The 15297-nt window shown below is 47.3% G+C and carries 12 protein-coding genes; 4 read left to right on the forward strand and 8 right to left on the reverse strand.

What is annotated here, in order from left to right; translation table 11 throughout:
• The first annotated feature begins 125 nt into the window (after window positions 1–125).
• The gene (locus ACDJ59_RS23130) at window positions 126–1955 is read left to right on the forward strand and encodes a cache domain-containing sensor histidine kinase (RefSeq protein WP_413406087.1); all 1830 of its coding nucleotides are present in this window, start codon (window positions 126–128) and stop codon (window positions 1953–1955) included.
• Between the two features lie 5 nt (window positions 1956–1960).
• Entirely contained in the window at window positions 1961–3589 is a 1629-nt protein-coding gene (locus tag ACDJ59_RS23135; protein ID WP_413406089.1) for a response regulator transcription factor, read from the forward strand.
• Window positions 3590–3949: 360 nt separating this feature from the next.
• On the opposite strand, the gene ACDJ59_RS23140 is transcribed toward ACDJ59_RS23135, so the two are convergent.
• Window positions 3950–4915 (reverse strand): arsenic resistance protein, encoded by a 966-nt coding sequence (locus ACDJ59_RS23140; protein ID WP_413406091.1) that lies wholly within the window; start codon window positions 4913–4915, stop codon window positions 3950–3952.
• Between the two features lie 225 nt (window positions 4916–5140).
• On the opposite strand from ACDJ59_RS23140, the gene ACDJ59_RS23145 reads away from it, so the two are divergent.
• Window positions 5141–5899, forward strand: a complete 759-nt coding sequence (locus tag ACDJ59_RS23145) for a tryptophan-rich sensory protein (protein WP_017690869.1) — start codon at window positions 5141–5143, stop codon at window positions 5897–5899.
• A 116-nt stretch (window positions 5900–6015) separates the two neighbouring features.
• Here the strand turns inward: ACDJ59_RS23145 and ACDJ59_RS23150 are convergent, their stop codons facing one another.
• The 4 genes from ACDJ59_RS23150 to ACDJ59_RS23165 form a co-directional block, all read right to left on the reverse strand.
• Complete coding sequence (locus tag ACDJ59_RS23150) at window positions 6016–6390, reverse strand: RidA family protein (protein WP_017690870.1); 375 nt, start codon at window positions 6388–6390, stop codon at window positions 6016–6018.
• A gap of 148 nt (window positions 6391–6538) precedes the next feature.
• A complete protein-coding gene (locus ACDJ59_RS23155; protein ID WP_413406094.1) occupies window positions 6539–7219 on the reverse strand; it encodes an oxidoreductase in 681 nt (226 codons plus the stop codon).
• Between the two features lie 130 nt (window positions 7220–7349).
• Window positions 7350–8507 (reverse strand): MFS transporter, encoded by a 1158-nt coding sequence (locus ACDJ59_RS23160; RefSeq protein ID WP_341005982.1) that lies wholly within the window; start codon window positions 8505–8507, stop codon window positions 7350–7352.
• Window positions 8508–8715: 208 nt separating this feature from the next.
• The gene (locus ACDJ59_RS23165; protein WP_413406096.1) at window positions 8716–10131 is read right to left on the reverse strand and encodes a sensor histidine kinase; all 1416 of its coding nucleotides are present in this window, start codon (window positions 10129–10131) and stop codon (window positions 8716–8718) included.
• 240 nt (window positions 10132–10371) lie between these two features.
• On the opposite strand from ACDJ59_RS23165, the gene ACDJ59_RS23170 reads away from it, so the two are divergent.
• Window positions 10372–11025 (forward strand): phosphatase PAP2 family protein, encoded by a 654-nt coding sequence (locus ACDJ59_RS23170; protein ID WP_036607365.1) that lies wholly within the window; start codon window positions 10372–10374, stop codon window positions 11023–11025.
• A 4-nt stretch (window positions 11026–11029) separates the two neighbouring features.
• Here ACDJ59_RS23170 and ACDJ59_RS23175 read toward each other — a convergent pair whose 3' ends face one another.
• The 3 genes from ACDJ59_RS23175 to ACDJ59_RS23185 form a co-directional block, all read right to left on the reverse strand.
• Window positions 11030–12541 carry an HD domain-containing phosphohydrolase gene (locus ACDJ59_RS23175; RefSeq protein ID WP_413406098.1) on the reverse strand — a complete coding sequence of 504 codons (1512 nt, stop codon included), beginning with the start codon at window positions 12539–12541 and terminating at the stop codon, window positions 11030–11032.
• Window positions 12542–12732: 191 nt separating this feature from the next.
• The gene (locus tag ACDJ59_RS23180) at window positions 12733–13716 is read right to left on the reverse strand and encodes an anti-sigma factor (RefSeq protein WP_413406100.1); all 984 of its coding nucleotides are present in this window, start codon (window positions 13714–13716) and stop codon (window positions 12733–12735) included.
• Window positions 13713–14309 carry an RNA polymerase sigma factor gene (locus tag ACDJ59_RS23185; protein ID WP_413406102.1) on the reverse strand — a complete coding sequence of 199 codons (597 nt, stop codon included), beginning with the start codon at window positions 14307–14309 and terminating at the stop codon, window positions 13713–13715. Before ACDJ59_RS23185 ends, ACDJ59_RS23180 begins: the two co-directional genes overlap by 4 nt.
• Window positions 14310–15297: the final 988 nt, after the last annotated feature.

Here is a 15297-nt window from a genome sequence, read left to right on the forward strand (position 1 = left end):
AGATGGATGAAATTGGTCTCTTTTTCTATTAAACCCCATTATCGCCGAGGGAAACACCGACCCTTGTGAACAGTTGGGGGTAAAATATTGTCCTTTCTTAACCTGCAACCAGAAGGGGTGTTCCGATGTCCAAATACTACAGTATACGCACCAAATTGATTGCCTTTATGCTCATCGCTACCACACTTCCACTGCTCGCATCGATCAGCATGACGTTTATCCAGACCAAAACGGCCCTACGGGAACAGGCTGTGGAAGAGAACAAACGCCTGATCTATCAAGCTTCCACCAATCTCAATAACTATGTGGATAACGTGGCCAGAGCGTCGCTCGCTGTGTATAACGACCCAAACTTTCTGCGTAACTTGGCAAAAATTCCTGGTGATTATCGTGCGGTGGCCGAGGTGTACACCACTTTGCAGACGATACGCGCGGCTGTGCCGGATGTATTCCAGCTGTATTTGCACTCTTTTGCCGCCAATCAATCCACCTTAATTACAAATCCCTTTCCGAAGCGGGAGGAACGCAAACAGGCCTATTCCGGCTCGCTTCATGGAAAAACAGGCGGTGACAGCCCGGATATCTGGGTGGAATCGGCCCATATGAGTCACACGTACGGATTCAAGGCTGCCTCCCCCGATGACCCTGCCAGAACGGTCATTACCCTGCATCGGGTGATCAAGGATATTCCGTCCACCGAGCGTCTGGGTGTACTCGCCATTGATCTGAATATGAATACCATTGCAGCAATCTGTGGCAGGCTGTATGATCCGGCTAAGGAACAGATCTATGTGGTGGATGGTCAGAATCAGATCATTTACCAAGGGCGTTCCGAGGTCAATCATACGGATGCACTACGAGAGGAAACGGCTAGTGAACTGAATATCGCACGATCTAACGCTGGTACAGCCCAGAATGTCGCAGGGCATTTTGAACAGGATCGATCCATGTATGTATACCAGCAACTTGGCAGCACATACGCCGATTGGACCATCGTCAAACAGATCCCGAATGAGACGTTATATGCCAGAGCCACCACACTTACGTGGAATAACGCGATGATTGCCATTGCAGCACTTGTATTGGTCATTGTTGCAACCTTATTCATCTCCATCCGAATCACCGGTCCACTCAAGCAACTCATGCGGTATATGAACCAGATTCAAGCCGGGCGTCTGCATGTGGATATCCATCTATCCAGCCGCGATGAATTCGGGGTGCTCGCTCGTCATTTCCGGGATATGATGGATACGGTAAATAATCTTATTTTGCGGGAATATCGACTCGAGATCGCTAATAAAACAAATCAACTCAAAGCGTTGCAAGCGCAGATTCATCCGCATTTTCTGTATAATACACTGCAATCGATCGGTACACTTGCCCTTCAACAGCAAGGACAACGGGCGTATACACTACTCTCTAGCCTGTCCAAAATGCTGCGCTACAGCATGCGGGATCAGACCTGCGTGACCTTACGCGAAGAGGCGGAGCATGCCCGATTATATCTGGAACTGCAGCAGGAGCGGTTTGGTGACCGCCTTGAGGTGGATTTGGATTTTGCCGAAGATACCCTGTCTGTCGAAATGCCAAGAATGACGTTACAACCTTTAATTGAGAACTATTTCAAACATGGAGCAGATATTCAGCCTGGCAAAGGTCACATATCCCTATCCAGCCGCCGGATCAACGATCATTGGATTGAAATAGAACTGAATAATAACGGCCCCTCTATACCTGAAGATAAATTACTGGAGATCCGCGGATGGCTACACCAAAGTCATACAACAACCGGGTTATCCACACAAGAATCCGACGAGTCTGAATCCATCGGTCTACGAAATGTAATACGCCGACTTCAATTGAACTCACATCCCGGTCACTCAGCCAGGCTTGAGATCAACAATCAGGAACCCAATGGTGTGAAGATCACGGTTAAACTATACACGGGAGAGTGAACAACATGAAGGCACTGCTTGTAGATGATGAAAAACATGTCCGCGATGCCATAAGGTTGCTTGGTCATTGGAAAGAGTTTGGTATTGATACATTACTTGAAGCAGCAGACGGGGATGAAGCCATTGCCGCCATCACGGCACATCAACCTCAAATCATTCTTAGTGACATGCGTATGCCGGGCAAGGACGGTATGGCATTGCTTGAATGGATATCGGCTCATACCCCGCACAGCAAGGTGCTGGTTATCAGCGGATATGATGATTTTGAACTTGTGAGGCATGCAATCAGGCATGGTGGCATGGACTACCTCCTGAAACCTGTGGAAGCAGATGAGCTGAATGCATCTCTATTACAGGCCGTTACAGCTTGGGAAGAGGAAGACGCCATTCGGATACAATCCACCAGGCAATCCATTGTTGTTAATCGAATGCGCCCCCACTACCAGGATCGTCTGCTCACCGAACTTGCCGTCGGAAGAGGCAGCAGCCCTTCACACATGCAGCGATTGCAGGATGAGTTAAATCTCCCCTGTCTAATCCCTGTCTGTAGTGTCGCTGTCACCAGTCTGTCCCATCTGGATGCAGATTGTCTGGCAAAATACCGCAGTCAACCGGACCTGCTTGTGTTCTCGGTACTCAATATCTGTGCCGAGATGTTATCTACACCAGACGAAGGTGTAATGTTTCGCCAGTTGGATCAACCGGACGAGATTGTTCTGCTGCATTGGGGTCCATCCACTTCATTGGAACATATTCTGGACAAGGTCAATCAGGGATTGGAGCAAACGATTCAGCGCCGGCTTCATTTTGGAATCTCCATCTGTGAGTCTTACCCTGGCGGAATCGCAGCTGCCTATCTGGAAGCAAGTTCAAGGTTGTGGCGACGTAATGCTGTGCAAATTAAACAGCGAATCCATACCTCAGTGGAATCATCAAATGGGAATAAAATCAGGCGTTTAACCGCCCATGAAGAACCCCTGCGTATGGCAGCCATGAGTTGCCGGGCTTCCATTGTATCTGCTGCGGTCGCCGAGTGGCTTGACCCGATTACTGATCTTGAGGTTGTCAGTGCTGAGCAGATCCAGCAATGGATCGACGAGCTGGAATGGATGCTGAGCCGCTGGCTTGATGATACGGCAGGTTCGTCATTCCATGAGGAAGAAGTGACGGAGGAACAGTCTATTCCCTTTGCCGAGTTACCTTTGGACGCTGAAGGACTGTTATCCTTCCCCCTGCTTCGTTCATTATTGGAACAACGACTGCTTGCCGCAGGAAAGGCACTCACCACTCATCACCACGCCAATCCTGATCCCATGAGTGAGATTGCACGTTATATGGACGCCCATTATCAGGAGGACCTGTCCTTACAACAGATTGCCGCACGTTTCTATCTGAGCCGGGAGTATATCTCCCGTAAATTCAAACAGCAATTTGGTCTGAACTGGTCGGAATATCTGGGCAAACTGCGGATCAACAACGCCAAGCTGTTACTGCAAAATCCTTCCCTGCGAGTCGCCAAAATCTCCGAGATGGTTGGATTCCAGGATGAAAAGTATTTCAGCAAAGTGTTCAAAAAAATGGAGGGCATCACGCCAGCGGAATATCGTAAAACATTATTGGAGGCTGGTACGTAACGAGTTACCTGGTCCGAATCAAAAAGAGTACTCCCGGCATGACCCATCGGAAGTACTCTTTTTGATTTTACTTTTACAGAAATAGGCTATATCATGACGATTTGTTGACTCTTTCTTTTCTAAGATAGGATACGATCCGAGAGATTGTACCTATTAAAATTACAGCCATAAACCCATAAGCCATATTATTTCCTGTCTTATGAGCTACTACGGGGAAATAGATGAGGCTGAACAGTAATAGGACAATATCCAGGTAGAACATAATCTTCCGATAAATAGGGATTCTCACCTCCCCTTTTATTTACCAAAAATGGTTTTATTAATCGTAATATATCATAACATAGATACGTCCTAGTCCGCTCACCGATCCCGCAAAATCACCGCAGGTACAAGTCGAATGTAGATTAGCTCCCCTGCAAGCTCCACTATCGTCTGTGTAACGATGACTGCCGCAGCTATAGTTGCCCATTCTGGCGGGAGTGCCAGCGCTAGCGGCAGAACGACCAGCGAATTCCGTGTGGCTGAACTGAAAATTAACGCCCGCCCAGCGCCTGGATTCAATCCAAACCAAGTAGCAATAAGCCGAGATATCCAAGGCATAATGATCAGAAAAGCAATGTAGATCGGGATCACGTCCACGATAATTGCCATATCATTGTAGACTTTGCCAATCTGGGAAGCGACAACCACGATCAGCGCTAGTGCCATCATCGGAACCGGGAGCCATGCCGTCGCATTCATGACCCGCTCTCCGCTCACTTTACCTCTGGAGAGAACCTGTGTAACGACAGCAAGCAACAGTGGAATAACGATCAGGAACAGAAAAGCCTCCACAAACGGCCCTACCTGCATGATCTGCGCTACCTCGGTACCCATCAATAACCATAAATAAAACGGCAACAGGATCATTTGTATAACAAATAAAAGAGGTGTTGCGGCGAGCATCAGTTTCTCATTGCCCCTGCCGAGTTGTGTGAACACAATGACGTAATCAATACAGGGTGTTAACAGTACCAGATAGACTCCGATCAAAACGCCTGGTGATTGCGGAAAGACAAGTGTGAGCAACCATACAACTACAGGTACAACAATAAAATTAGCCACCAGTAGCGCCACCATAAATCGAAGGTTGGACCAGGACTCTTTTAACTGTAGAAAGGGAATCTGTACAAACATGCTGTATAACAGAACAGCAAGAACCGGAGAAACGGTGTAGTGTAAAACATTCCCCCATGCCGGATTACTCAGCCCTATCGCTGCTCCTACGAACAGTGCAACTATGTACGACCAAGTCTGCTGTTTCTCCATCGTTTCTCTTGTGAGCATTCTCTTCCTCCTCTTCTATTGGGACATCGTGGGCATGGACATATTTCTGCTTCGTTTCGCGTACATTGGGACAGAGTGCCGTTCCAACATAGCGGCAGAGCACAAGGATCTGAAGGATCAACTTGTGAATTTTTTGCGGCTGTTATTAGAATGTGCAAGAACTGGGTATATTCATTGTAGACTGACCCGTGGTTCATTCATTCGTCAAACCAAGGAGGAAACACAATGTCACGTAACAATCCGTACAAGTGGTTAAACGCCATTGGTTTTATCGCTGTAATTATCGTGAACTACCTCTCCAACGCTCTGCCGATCGGGGGCAAGACCAATAAAGAAGTATCGGATATGTATCCTGTGCTACTCACACCTTCTGGCTATGCCTTCTCTATATGGGGTTTGATCTACTTGCTGCTGGCAGGATTTGTGATCTATCAGTTCGTGCCCGCTTCCTGGAAAAGGGATTCGATTACCCGTCTCGGGTATTGGTTCCTGGCAAGCTGCGCTTTCAACGTAGCCTGGATTTTTGCTTTTCAAAACTTGCAGACCGGTCTCGCTTTACTGATTATTGTACTGCTTCTGTTGTGCCTGATCATGCTGTATGTAAAAACACGTACCATTACTGTGCCAACCACTGCTGAGATCTGGCTTGTGAAGCTGCCATTCAGCATCTATCTTGGATGGATTAGCGTGGCAACGATTGTCAATGCAGCGGTACTATTATATAAAATAGGCTGGGATGGTTTTGGTATCAGCGAACCGACCTGGACGATCATCATGCTGATTGTCGGTATGGTGCTAGCTGTTCTCGTTAGCTTCCGTTATCGCGATAGCATATACCCACTTGTATTTACATGGGCGTATATCGCCATTGCACTTAAACAAAAGGATGTCACTTCCGTATATTATACGGCAATCATCATTGCGATCGTACTGGCCATCTATGCGGTATGGCTGTTCTTCGCCCGGAATCAGGATCGCGATTGAGTAGTTTCCATCATATATAACGCTTAAATATAACGAAAAAACGTAACGAAAACAGCCGATTCTGGTCTTCGACCTGAAATCGGCTGTTTATGTATAAAAGAACGAATAAGGTTGTCCTATTTCAGGGCAATAACTTCAATCTCCACCAGTGCATCTTTTGGCAAACGAGCAACTTCTACTGCACTGCGTGCAGGATACGGCTGTTCAAAGAACGTGCTATACACTTCATTCACAGGAACAAAATCGTTCATGTCTTTCAGGAACACCGTCGTTTTCACGATTTTATCCATACTTGTACCTGCTGCTTCAAGGATAGCCTTCACATTGCTCAAAGACAGACGTGTCTGCTCCTGTACATCTGCGCCGAACTCTCCCGTTTGAGGATTCAGACCAAGCTGTCCGGAAGTGTAGATGAAATCGCCTGCATCAACGGCTTGACTGTATGGACCAATGGCGCCTGGCGCCTGATCGGTAGAGATTGGTTTTTTCATGGACGAGTTCTCCTTTGTGTTCGTTATCCTGCTGCCGTATGGAGTCAGGGTTCGAACTCATTTTTGTTGCCTATTATACCACGATCTACCTCAAGCGAGAAACGCTCCTCACTTGCCACATGAAGTAAACAGCTCGTTCAAAGGTTTCTTAGCCCCCGTCCACACCAAGGACATGAATTACATCATTCGGATACACATGGTTTCCCTTGGTTTGCACCATCGCAATATTGGTCATGGCCTGTGCAATGGTTGCGGCGTGGACCGCCCGGTATTTGTCCGCTCTGCCTTTCATCCAGCGATCCAGAAACTTCATGGCATAGGCAGCCATCTGCTCACCAAACCGCTTCTCGTTTCGATCTCCCAGAATTAAGGAAGGGCGGAAGATATGCAATGACGGAAAACCGATATCGGACAACGCATCCTCCATTTCCCCTTTGGTCCGACTGTAAAAGACACGGGAACCTGCACTCGCTCCCATGGAGGAGATCACCAGCATCTGTGATACACCATGTTGCTTCGCAATCGTAGCTGCACGAACCGGGTAATGATAATCCACCTGACGGAAATTGTCCTGACTGCCTGCTTTTTTGATCGTTGTACCCAAACAACAGTACAGGTCATCGATTCCATCGAATAAGTGGTCTTGGCTCTCCAGATTTCCCCAGTCCACCACATGCTGTTCCAGTTTGGGATGTTGCAGCTCAAGCGGACGTCTAACCAGAACCCGAACCAAGCTGTATGCCGAGTGCTCCAGCAGATTATGAACCAGTAATTCGCCTACAAGCCCGGTGGCTCCAATCACCATGGCTTTCCGTTCGAGACGATTCAATTACATCCCTCCACTTCGCCAACTTTTTTTGAAGTCATACCAGATACATATGATCAATTTAAACATTTACAAGGTTGTTCTGTCATCGAAGTGCCAGTGTAAATATTCATTAGTTGAAATTATATCGTTTCTATTTTAACAGTACACGACGTCCAAGGGTAAATGTCAGAATCAGCATCACAACACCAACACCAACCTGAAATCCATAGGCTGAGATCCAGGCCAGCGCATCGGACCAAGTTTCCATCTTTTCATACAACCAGCCACCCAACAACGGCCCAAGAAACGAAGTTACTCCGGTCAGAGCCGAATACACCGCGACAAACATCGGTCTTTCACTTTTCGGTGTATCCCCGATCGTAAAGTTAAATGCCAGCTGATTGAATCCACCTACACCGATCCCAAGGAAGATATGAGATAGAAATAGTGCGATCAATACGGGCATGAACGACATTAACCCCCACGACAAACAGGAGAGTGCAATGACTGGCAATGTCCAAAATAGGAGGGTTTTGTTGCTGAATCTGGCATTCAGATTGCCCCAGACATAGAAACCGGCCATCATAACCAGCGTCTGGACTACCGTGATCAGGGATACCGTCTGATAATTGATGTTCAATAGATCCAACATCACATAGGAATAAAGCGGAACAATCAAGGTCTGGATCAATAACCATGAAGCCAGGAACAGCGTTGCTTTCAGGAAAGAACGATCCTGGAACGGCTTGATGAACATACGCCAGAAAACCTTTTCGGTAGAACGTTCAAAGGGAACGTCCGGATAGAAGAAATAGATGACTGTATTGGCAATGGCACAGATCCACACCGGAATAAACAGGATCAGAAAGCCCATTTCTCCAGGGTAACGGTCCAAAACAATACCGCCTGCGAATAAGCATACGCTTCCAAGAGCATTCAGAATCGTATTTCGAATTCCAAAATAACGCCCTCTCACCTTAGCAGGTACGATATCGCCAATCAGTGAAGTCCAGATCATACCGCCGATGGTATTGGATATAAAAGCAACCGTATACACGCCAATATATACGCTTACCCACCACTCTTTGGGGAATATAAACGGGATCAGTCCCGTTGCACTCCACAAGATACGATGTGTGCCCACAAATAACAGCAGCATGCGTTTACGGCTGCGAATACGCTGCATCCAGTAAGCTGCTCCGATCTGGGCAATGTTCACAAACGTCGTAATCGCGAGCACAAAGCCGATATGTCTCGACCCGGCCCCAAGGTACAGCAGAAATCCGGTTAAAAATGGGCCTCCCAGCAAGGTCTGTAAAATAATTGCCGGTACACCCTCCCATGTTGCAATCGATAAATTCGTGCGTTGTGTCGAACCCTTGCGCCGTGGTTTGCTTGCTAACGGGGGAGGGTTAACGTTGACCGTCTTCTGTATGGGGATACACTCCTTAGACCGGGTCTCAAAAGCCGGTCGATGCTAGTTGTCATCCCAAATTCTACTCACGGCGCGAAGGTTGTCAACTCATTTTTTCACGGTCCAACGGGAGATAGAGATGGAAGGTGCTTCCTTTACCTTCAGTGCTCTCCAGTTCAATCGATCCCCCTAGTAATCTCGCTAAATCCCGACTGATCGACAGGCCTAGTCCGGTACCGCCAAATTTTCGACTAATCGACCCGTCAGCCTGCTGAAATGCTTCAAATATGGAATGATGCTTGTCCTCAGAAATCCCAATACCTGTGTCCTGAACGGAGAAAATAAGCCATCGATTTTGAATACCTGCATTCTTAATCTGCTTGGTGCTTACGGTCAGCGTGACCTTCCCTCGGTGAGTGAACTTAATGGCATTGGACATCAGATTCCGCAAAATCTGTTGAACCCGCTGGGGATCAGACCAGAGCGTCTCGGGCAGTCCCTGTTTTTTGTCCAGAACCAACTGAATTCCCTTTTTCTCGGCACCGAGCTGAAAGTGGCTCATGGCATCTTCTGTAAGTTGTGCGACACTGATATCCTCGAGTACAATATCCAGCCGCCCCGCTTCTACTTTGGAAAGATCCAGAATATCGTTAATGAGCGTGAGCAGTTCCTGCCCGGAGTGGTCGATCATATTGGCAAAACGTACAATATCCTCCTGATCCATCGTGTCGGCATTCTCGCTGATCATCTGGGCAAAGTTAATGACACTGTTCAGTGGTGTACGCAGTTCATGGGACATATTGGCGAGAAATTCGGATTTGTACTGTGAGGCAATCATCAATTGTTTCGCTCGATCCTCCAGTACAATCTGGGCTTTCTGTAACTCTTCCTTTTGCACAGACAATAGCCGGTTTGTACTCTGGATCAGCAAAATTCGATTCTGTTCATTCTGAAAATCACGTAAAATAAATGCAAAAATAAGGCTTAATAGAATGCCTGTAGGGAGTGTATAAGGCATAATATGTGAAAAAAAGTATGTAGCCGGGATCACACCAACGATAGCAATGTTTACACTATTGACCACATTGACGATAACTGTAACAAGGATTCCTTTAATAATCAGCCGGTAGTTGCTGCGTCTCATCCATATATTCAGACCTGCACATATCACGCCCAAAATAGACATGTTAAGTACTGCCGCCAATGTAGCATCCGTGATGCCAAAAGTCAGCCTCGACAGCCCAATTCCAATACCCACGATAATTACGCTATAGGGTTGTCTATACGTTAGAACGGCCACAATTAAAGGAACATATCGAAGATCAAAGACCACTTCATCGGTGAGTTGAAACCCAAAAACCGTACTGATCCAACCTGCAAAAATAAGGACAAGCACGGAACTGACCTGCTTCACTCGGGAAGAGGTACGTATTACGACATATTTATAGAACACACTAGCAAGATATGCAATGGTAATAAGCATCCCCATATTCAATACGAACATTTTTGAAAATTGCATTCACTCACTCCTGTTGAACCGACTTTACTGGCCAAATTACCTTCGTCCGTATGTGTCTCTATCATATCATGCCCATTGAAGCTTCGGCATTCCTTCTTCGTCAAAAAAATACACAAAAATACACAAATCAGGATTCAATTTGTGCTCTGGTCGTAGTAGAATATATTGTTGTTTAAATTTGAATTAGTTATTTGCTGGGGTCATGTTCCTCCGGAGCATGAATGAAAGGAGAAAGATGTTGTGCAATTGTTAAAAAGCAAATCCTATTGGCTGTCATTGAGTTTGATGCTGTCTTTGGCCGTCATGGGGCTCTTCTATGATATTCTTAATAGTCCAGAACGCGGGTTCGTAGTGCTTGATTCGCCGCTCGACCGGATCATTCCCTACGTGCCTGGCATGTCCATTCCATATTTGGGCTGGTACCCGTTTGTATTCGGTGTGCTCGCTTACCTGTGTGCCAAGGATCGCCTGACGTATTACCGTGTCTTGTTATCCATGAATATCTGTGTCTGGATATGTTATCTGATCTACTTCAACTTTCAGACCATGGTACCGCGCCCAGAACTGACGGGTACAGGCCTGGGAGCATCTGTTCTCGGATGGCTCTATAGCCAGGATCGTCCTTATAATTGTTTTCCAAGTATTCATTCTCTTCACTCTTATCTGGTTATGCGTGCTGTTCTCTCAGTTCCAAGCATCCGCAAACCCATCAAAATTTTGGTGGCCGCCGGGGCAGCAACTATTATAGTATCCACGCTAATGATCAAACAACATGTGATCTATGACGCCTTGGGTGCAGTCATACTCGGCGAATGTGTTCTCACCATCATAACAGGCCTCGCTCTTCACCGGAGACGCAGAAAAGAATCGAAGTGGACCGAGGGAATCAGCTGATCCCTCACTTCGATGGTTTCTGAAGATGCTGTTGTCGTCTCCATTCATCAATAAACAAACCTGCAAAATAGGGGTCCCATTGGGTCCCTTTTCCTTCTTCCAAAATCGTTAGCGCTTTCTCGTGACTCATTCCATTCCGATAGGGTCGATCAGACGTCATGGCATCAAAGGCATCCGCTACCGCAATGATGCGGCCAAAAAGGGGAATATCATCACCAGCCATCCCATCCGGGTATCCTTTGCCATCATATCTCTCATGGTGAGATCGTACACCTGGCAGAAAGTCGGCCATGGCATCAATAGGCTCTATCTGTAACAAAATACTCTCTCCCTGCACGGGATGTGTGCGAATAATCGCGAATTCTTCATCGCTTAGTTTTCCATCCTTCAGCAGTACCTCATCAGGTATGCCGATTTTCCCGATATCATGAAGCAGGGCTGATTTGTACAATAAATCCGCCTGTTCCTCATTCATTCCGCTCAGCTTACCAATCATCAGCGAATACTCTGCCACACGCATGGAATGTCCTGCCGTGTACTTATCTCGGGCGTCTAAAGCAGCAGCCAGTGTAGAAAAATAACTTTGCAACAGCTGTCGATTGCGCTCCTGTCTCATCTCCAGCCGATTAATCATCATATTAAAGCCAGAGATCAGTGCCGAAAACTCATCCGCATATAGATCCGGAGCTCGTCTGCCAAGATCTCCCCCCTGAATTCGGTTCATCTCATGTGTCAGTTCAGCAACTGGATCACGAACATCACGAATCAACAGCCAGCTTCCCACCAGCGCAAACCCCGCGCCCAGAACAACGATGAGAATTCCCCACAGTATGTACTCTTTCGCAAATTCACTGTCCATATACTGAAGTCTGATATATGTAGCCAGGAAAAATAGAAATAGAGGAAATAATCCAATCAGTGCCGTACTTAGCTGAAATTTACGCTGGATCGATACCAGGATGCGCCCTCCCAGTGAAGGTTCCATCCCATATTGGACTTTGCCTCGATGTCGAATCTCAAGTAACAGGGGTCTAATCGCCCGCACCGTTAGGTAATACTCAATCAGCGCATGCATGATGGCAATCAAAAAGGCACACGCAGCGGCCACGACAATATAGAAGTAAGGAAATTCAAGCCACCCTGTGGATATCATCCATATTGTTAATCCGGCTGCCGGAAGTGAGAAACCAAGCATGTGTGGACCCATGATCCGATATATGGTCTGTCCCGGGAAACGATGAATTTTCTCATACATGTGGTTCAATTCGTCTCTCTCGTGATGCTCGGAAGTGAAAAATTGTCTTATGGGGCCAAGCTGTACCCACAGCGTAATTAATTCTGCAACCAGCATGAACAAGAGTGAAATCAGTACAATGAAGAGGAGCCGAACAAATTGAATATTGGGTATTTGCAGAGTAGATACCATAACTACTGTACCGACAACAAAAACAGCTGCCAATGAACCGATCAGATAATTGCGTATCAGGCGAAAGATAAATGAACGGTATGCTTCCAACTGAACCCCTCACTCTCTATGTGCAACAAGTTCTCCCTTGAGACACAGGGAGATTAAGGGTATTGCCTTCTATTTGTTTATCGGTTGCTCCGACTAAAAAAATTAATAAAATTCAATGGGTGGGCGCCAGAACTGGAAAACACAAAAAGGCTGCTCCACGACGGAGCAGCCTTTGGTGATATATCCTATATTTATCCTTTAATCTTGGCAGCCAGAATCATTGTACCGCGCGGCTCATCTCCCATTGCATCCGGTTCAAGCGTGATGGCAACCGTATCATAGTCGTTGGCCGAATCCAATGTGTAGTATACTGCTCCCGTTCCGTCACGACTAAGGAAAGTACCCGCATTCTGAGGGGTATCTCCTTTGATCAACCAGACCTGAAAAGCCTCGTTGCCTTCCAGGTTCGGCAGGTTCTCAGCCTGCACAACCAGGTGAGTGCCTTTGCTGTCAATAACGATGGTTGCGAGACCCTGAGCTACAATGTCCTGCGTTGCAGGATTCAGCTTCACTGCCTCGCCAGTCTGCATGCCCTGTGCAGGCTTCAGAGCTGATGCCAGCTGCTCTTGCAGCTGTGCATTCTGCGCCTGTGCCTGCACGAGCTGCTCTTGCGTAGCCGACGAGCCTGCCGCTTGCTGCGTCAGCGAGTCGATCTTGCTCTGCAGCTGCGCCGTGTACACGCCCAGCAACAGTGCCGCGGCCGCAAGGCCGGCACTGGCTATGCGCCAGGCGCTGCTGCTGCGCGTACGCGCGCGCGCTTGTGGCTGCCATGGCTGTGCCTGGGCAGCCTCTTCCACCCGGGCCGCAGGCACCGCCGTTATCGGCGGCAAGCCTGGCCCGGGCTGCGCCGCACGTTTGTGCTGCGGCGCAAGATCCTCCTGAAGCACCACGGGTGCTTCAGGCTCTGCAAGAGTAGCCGCTGGCTTCGCCTCGGCGCTCTCCTGCCCATGTCCGAGCACGTTGCCCAGCACACGTGCTCGCATGCCTGGCGGCGGTGCTGCAGGTTCCGCCGCAAGTGGCAGGAAGCCAGTCACTTCCTGCAATTCCCTTACCTCCTGGCGGCAAGGTTCGCAAGTTGCCATATGCGCTTCAAACGCCGCCACTTCCTCTGCTTCCAGTCCGCCCAGCACATACATCGGTGCCAGATCAGACCACTCCTCATGTCGTTCTATCATGGATGTATGCCCTCCCTTCCCGCGTCCGGATGCAATTCAGCATCGGCCAGCAACTTTTGGAGCTGTCGCATGGCAAGCCTGACACGGCTCTTTACTGTACCCAGCGGAATCCCGAATCGGCTGGATACTTCCTGCTGGGTTAATCCCGCATAATAAATCGATTCTATAACTTGTTGCTGATCACCGTTCAATTGGGACAACGCCTCTTTAATCCGGGTACCTTCCCATTTGCGCTGCACTTCTTCTTCCGTGTTTGTATGTTCATCGGCATAGGCCGCCAGTGTCTCGTGTTCAACTGAAGTAGTCGCTGCCCCTTTTGATTTCCGCCTCAGCATGTCCACTGCAATGTTACGCGTGATCGCAAACATCCATGTGGTCAGCTTCCCCTGTGAGGCATCGTAACGTTCAGCATTATTCCAGACCCGCATAAAAAGTTCCTGAACGGTCTCTTCTGCCGTCATGGGATCACCAACGATCCGGTAGGCAAAAGAATACACCACTCGCTCATAACGGTCATATAAAAGCTCCAGTGCGGAGGCATCACGTTCCGCAATCTGCCGCATTAACCTGCTGTCCTCCATCGATTCAGTCATGCGAGGGCCCCTTTCTGTTTCTTCCCTCTTATTATAACCTACGTAGAATCTTTTGAAGAGGATTACCCCTATGAAGAAATAGTTTGAAAAATTTTCTGTATCTTTTCAAACTAACCTTTCACTTTCTAACATAAAAACAGTCCGAAAACATGTTGCTCTGGTCGCGCTTTCCTTTTTATTGCAGAAAATTACAAGCTGTGGTATACTATAAGAGTTGTATTAAACAACCTCATATGATTTCTGTCTTCTTTAAACCCCGGAATATTTTCTTCATGCTGCGACCGCAGCGAACTATAAGCACATTTAACCTATGAAGATTGAAGAACCTGAATCACAATAACCCGGTAGTACAGAGTTTCACAAGATGTTCCCATTCACACTGGCGCGGTCATCGGAGCCGCAAGGACAAAAGAGAGGTAGGGCTTTTGTTGTTTTGGATATCACTTATTCTTGAGAAGATTGAAAACATACACAAAGCACCCGGAATTGGGTTCCGGGTGTTTATCCATGTCTACATATCCAATTTAGCAACATCTACAGACAATCGGCCCCCCACCATTGAGAAAAGTCTTCCTTTCACTTATCAGACTAACCAGATATATTCGGCTCTGCTTTTAAAACTTTTCCATTCTCCCACTGACTGCACTCCTCGATACTTACTTCCTTATTTCCTTACTTCCTTACTTCCTTACTTCCTTACTTCCTTACTTCCTTACTTCCTTACTTCCTTACTTCCTTACTTCCTTACTTCCTTACTTCTCCAATTGTGCAAATAACGCCGGCTTATAAAGCAAATGTTTACGCTCACCAGACGCTAACGAATCCTGCACACCTTATATTGAGGATTTCTGTGCTATGTAAAATCTAACGAATCTCAGCCACGTTAATCCATGTCACTTCATGAATATAGGCTCCAAACATGCCCAGATTCAGATAATAAGACGTCTACGATTCGTTAAACTTGTGAAATGGCGAAAATGCATGGAAT

Source organism: Paenibacillus amylolyticus (assembly GCF_047302515.1).
GTDB lineage: Bacteria > Bacillota > Bacilli > Paenibacillales > Paenibacillaceae > Paenibacillus > Paenibacillus amylolyticus_G.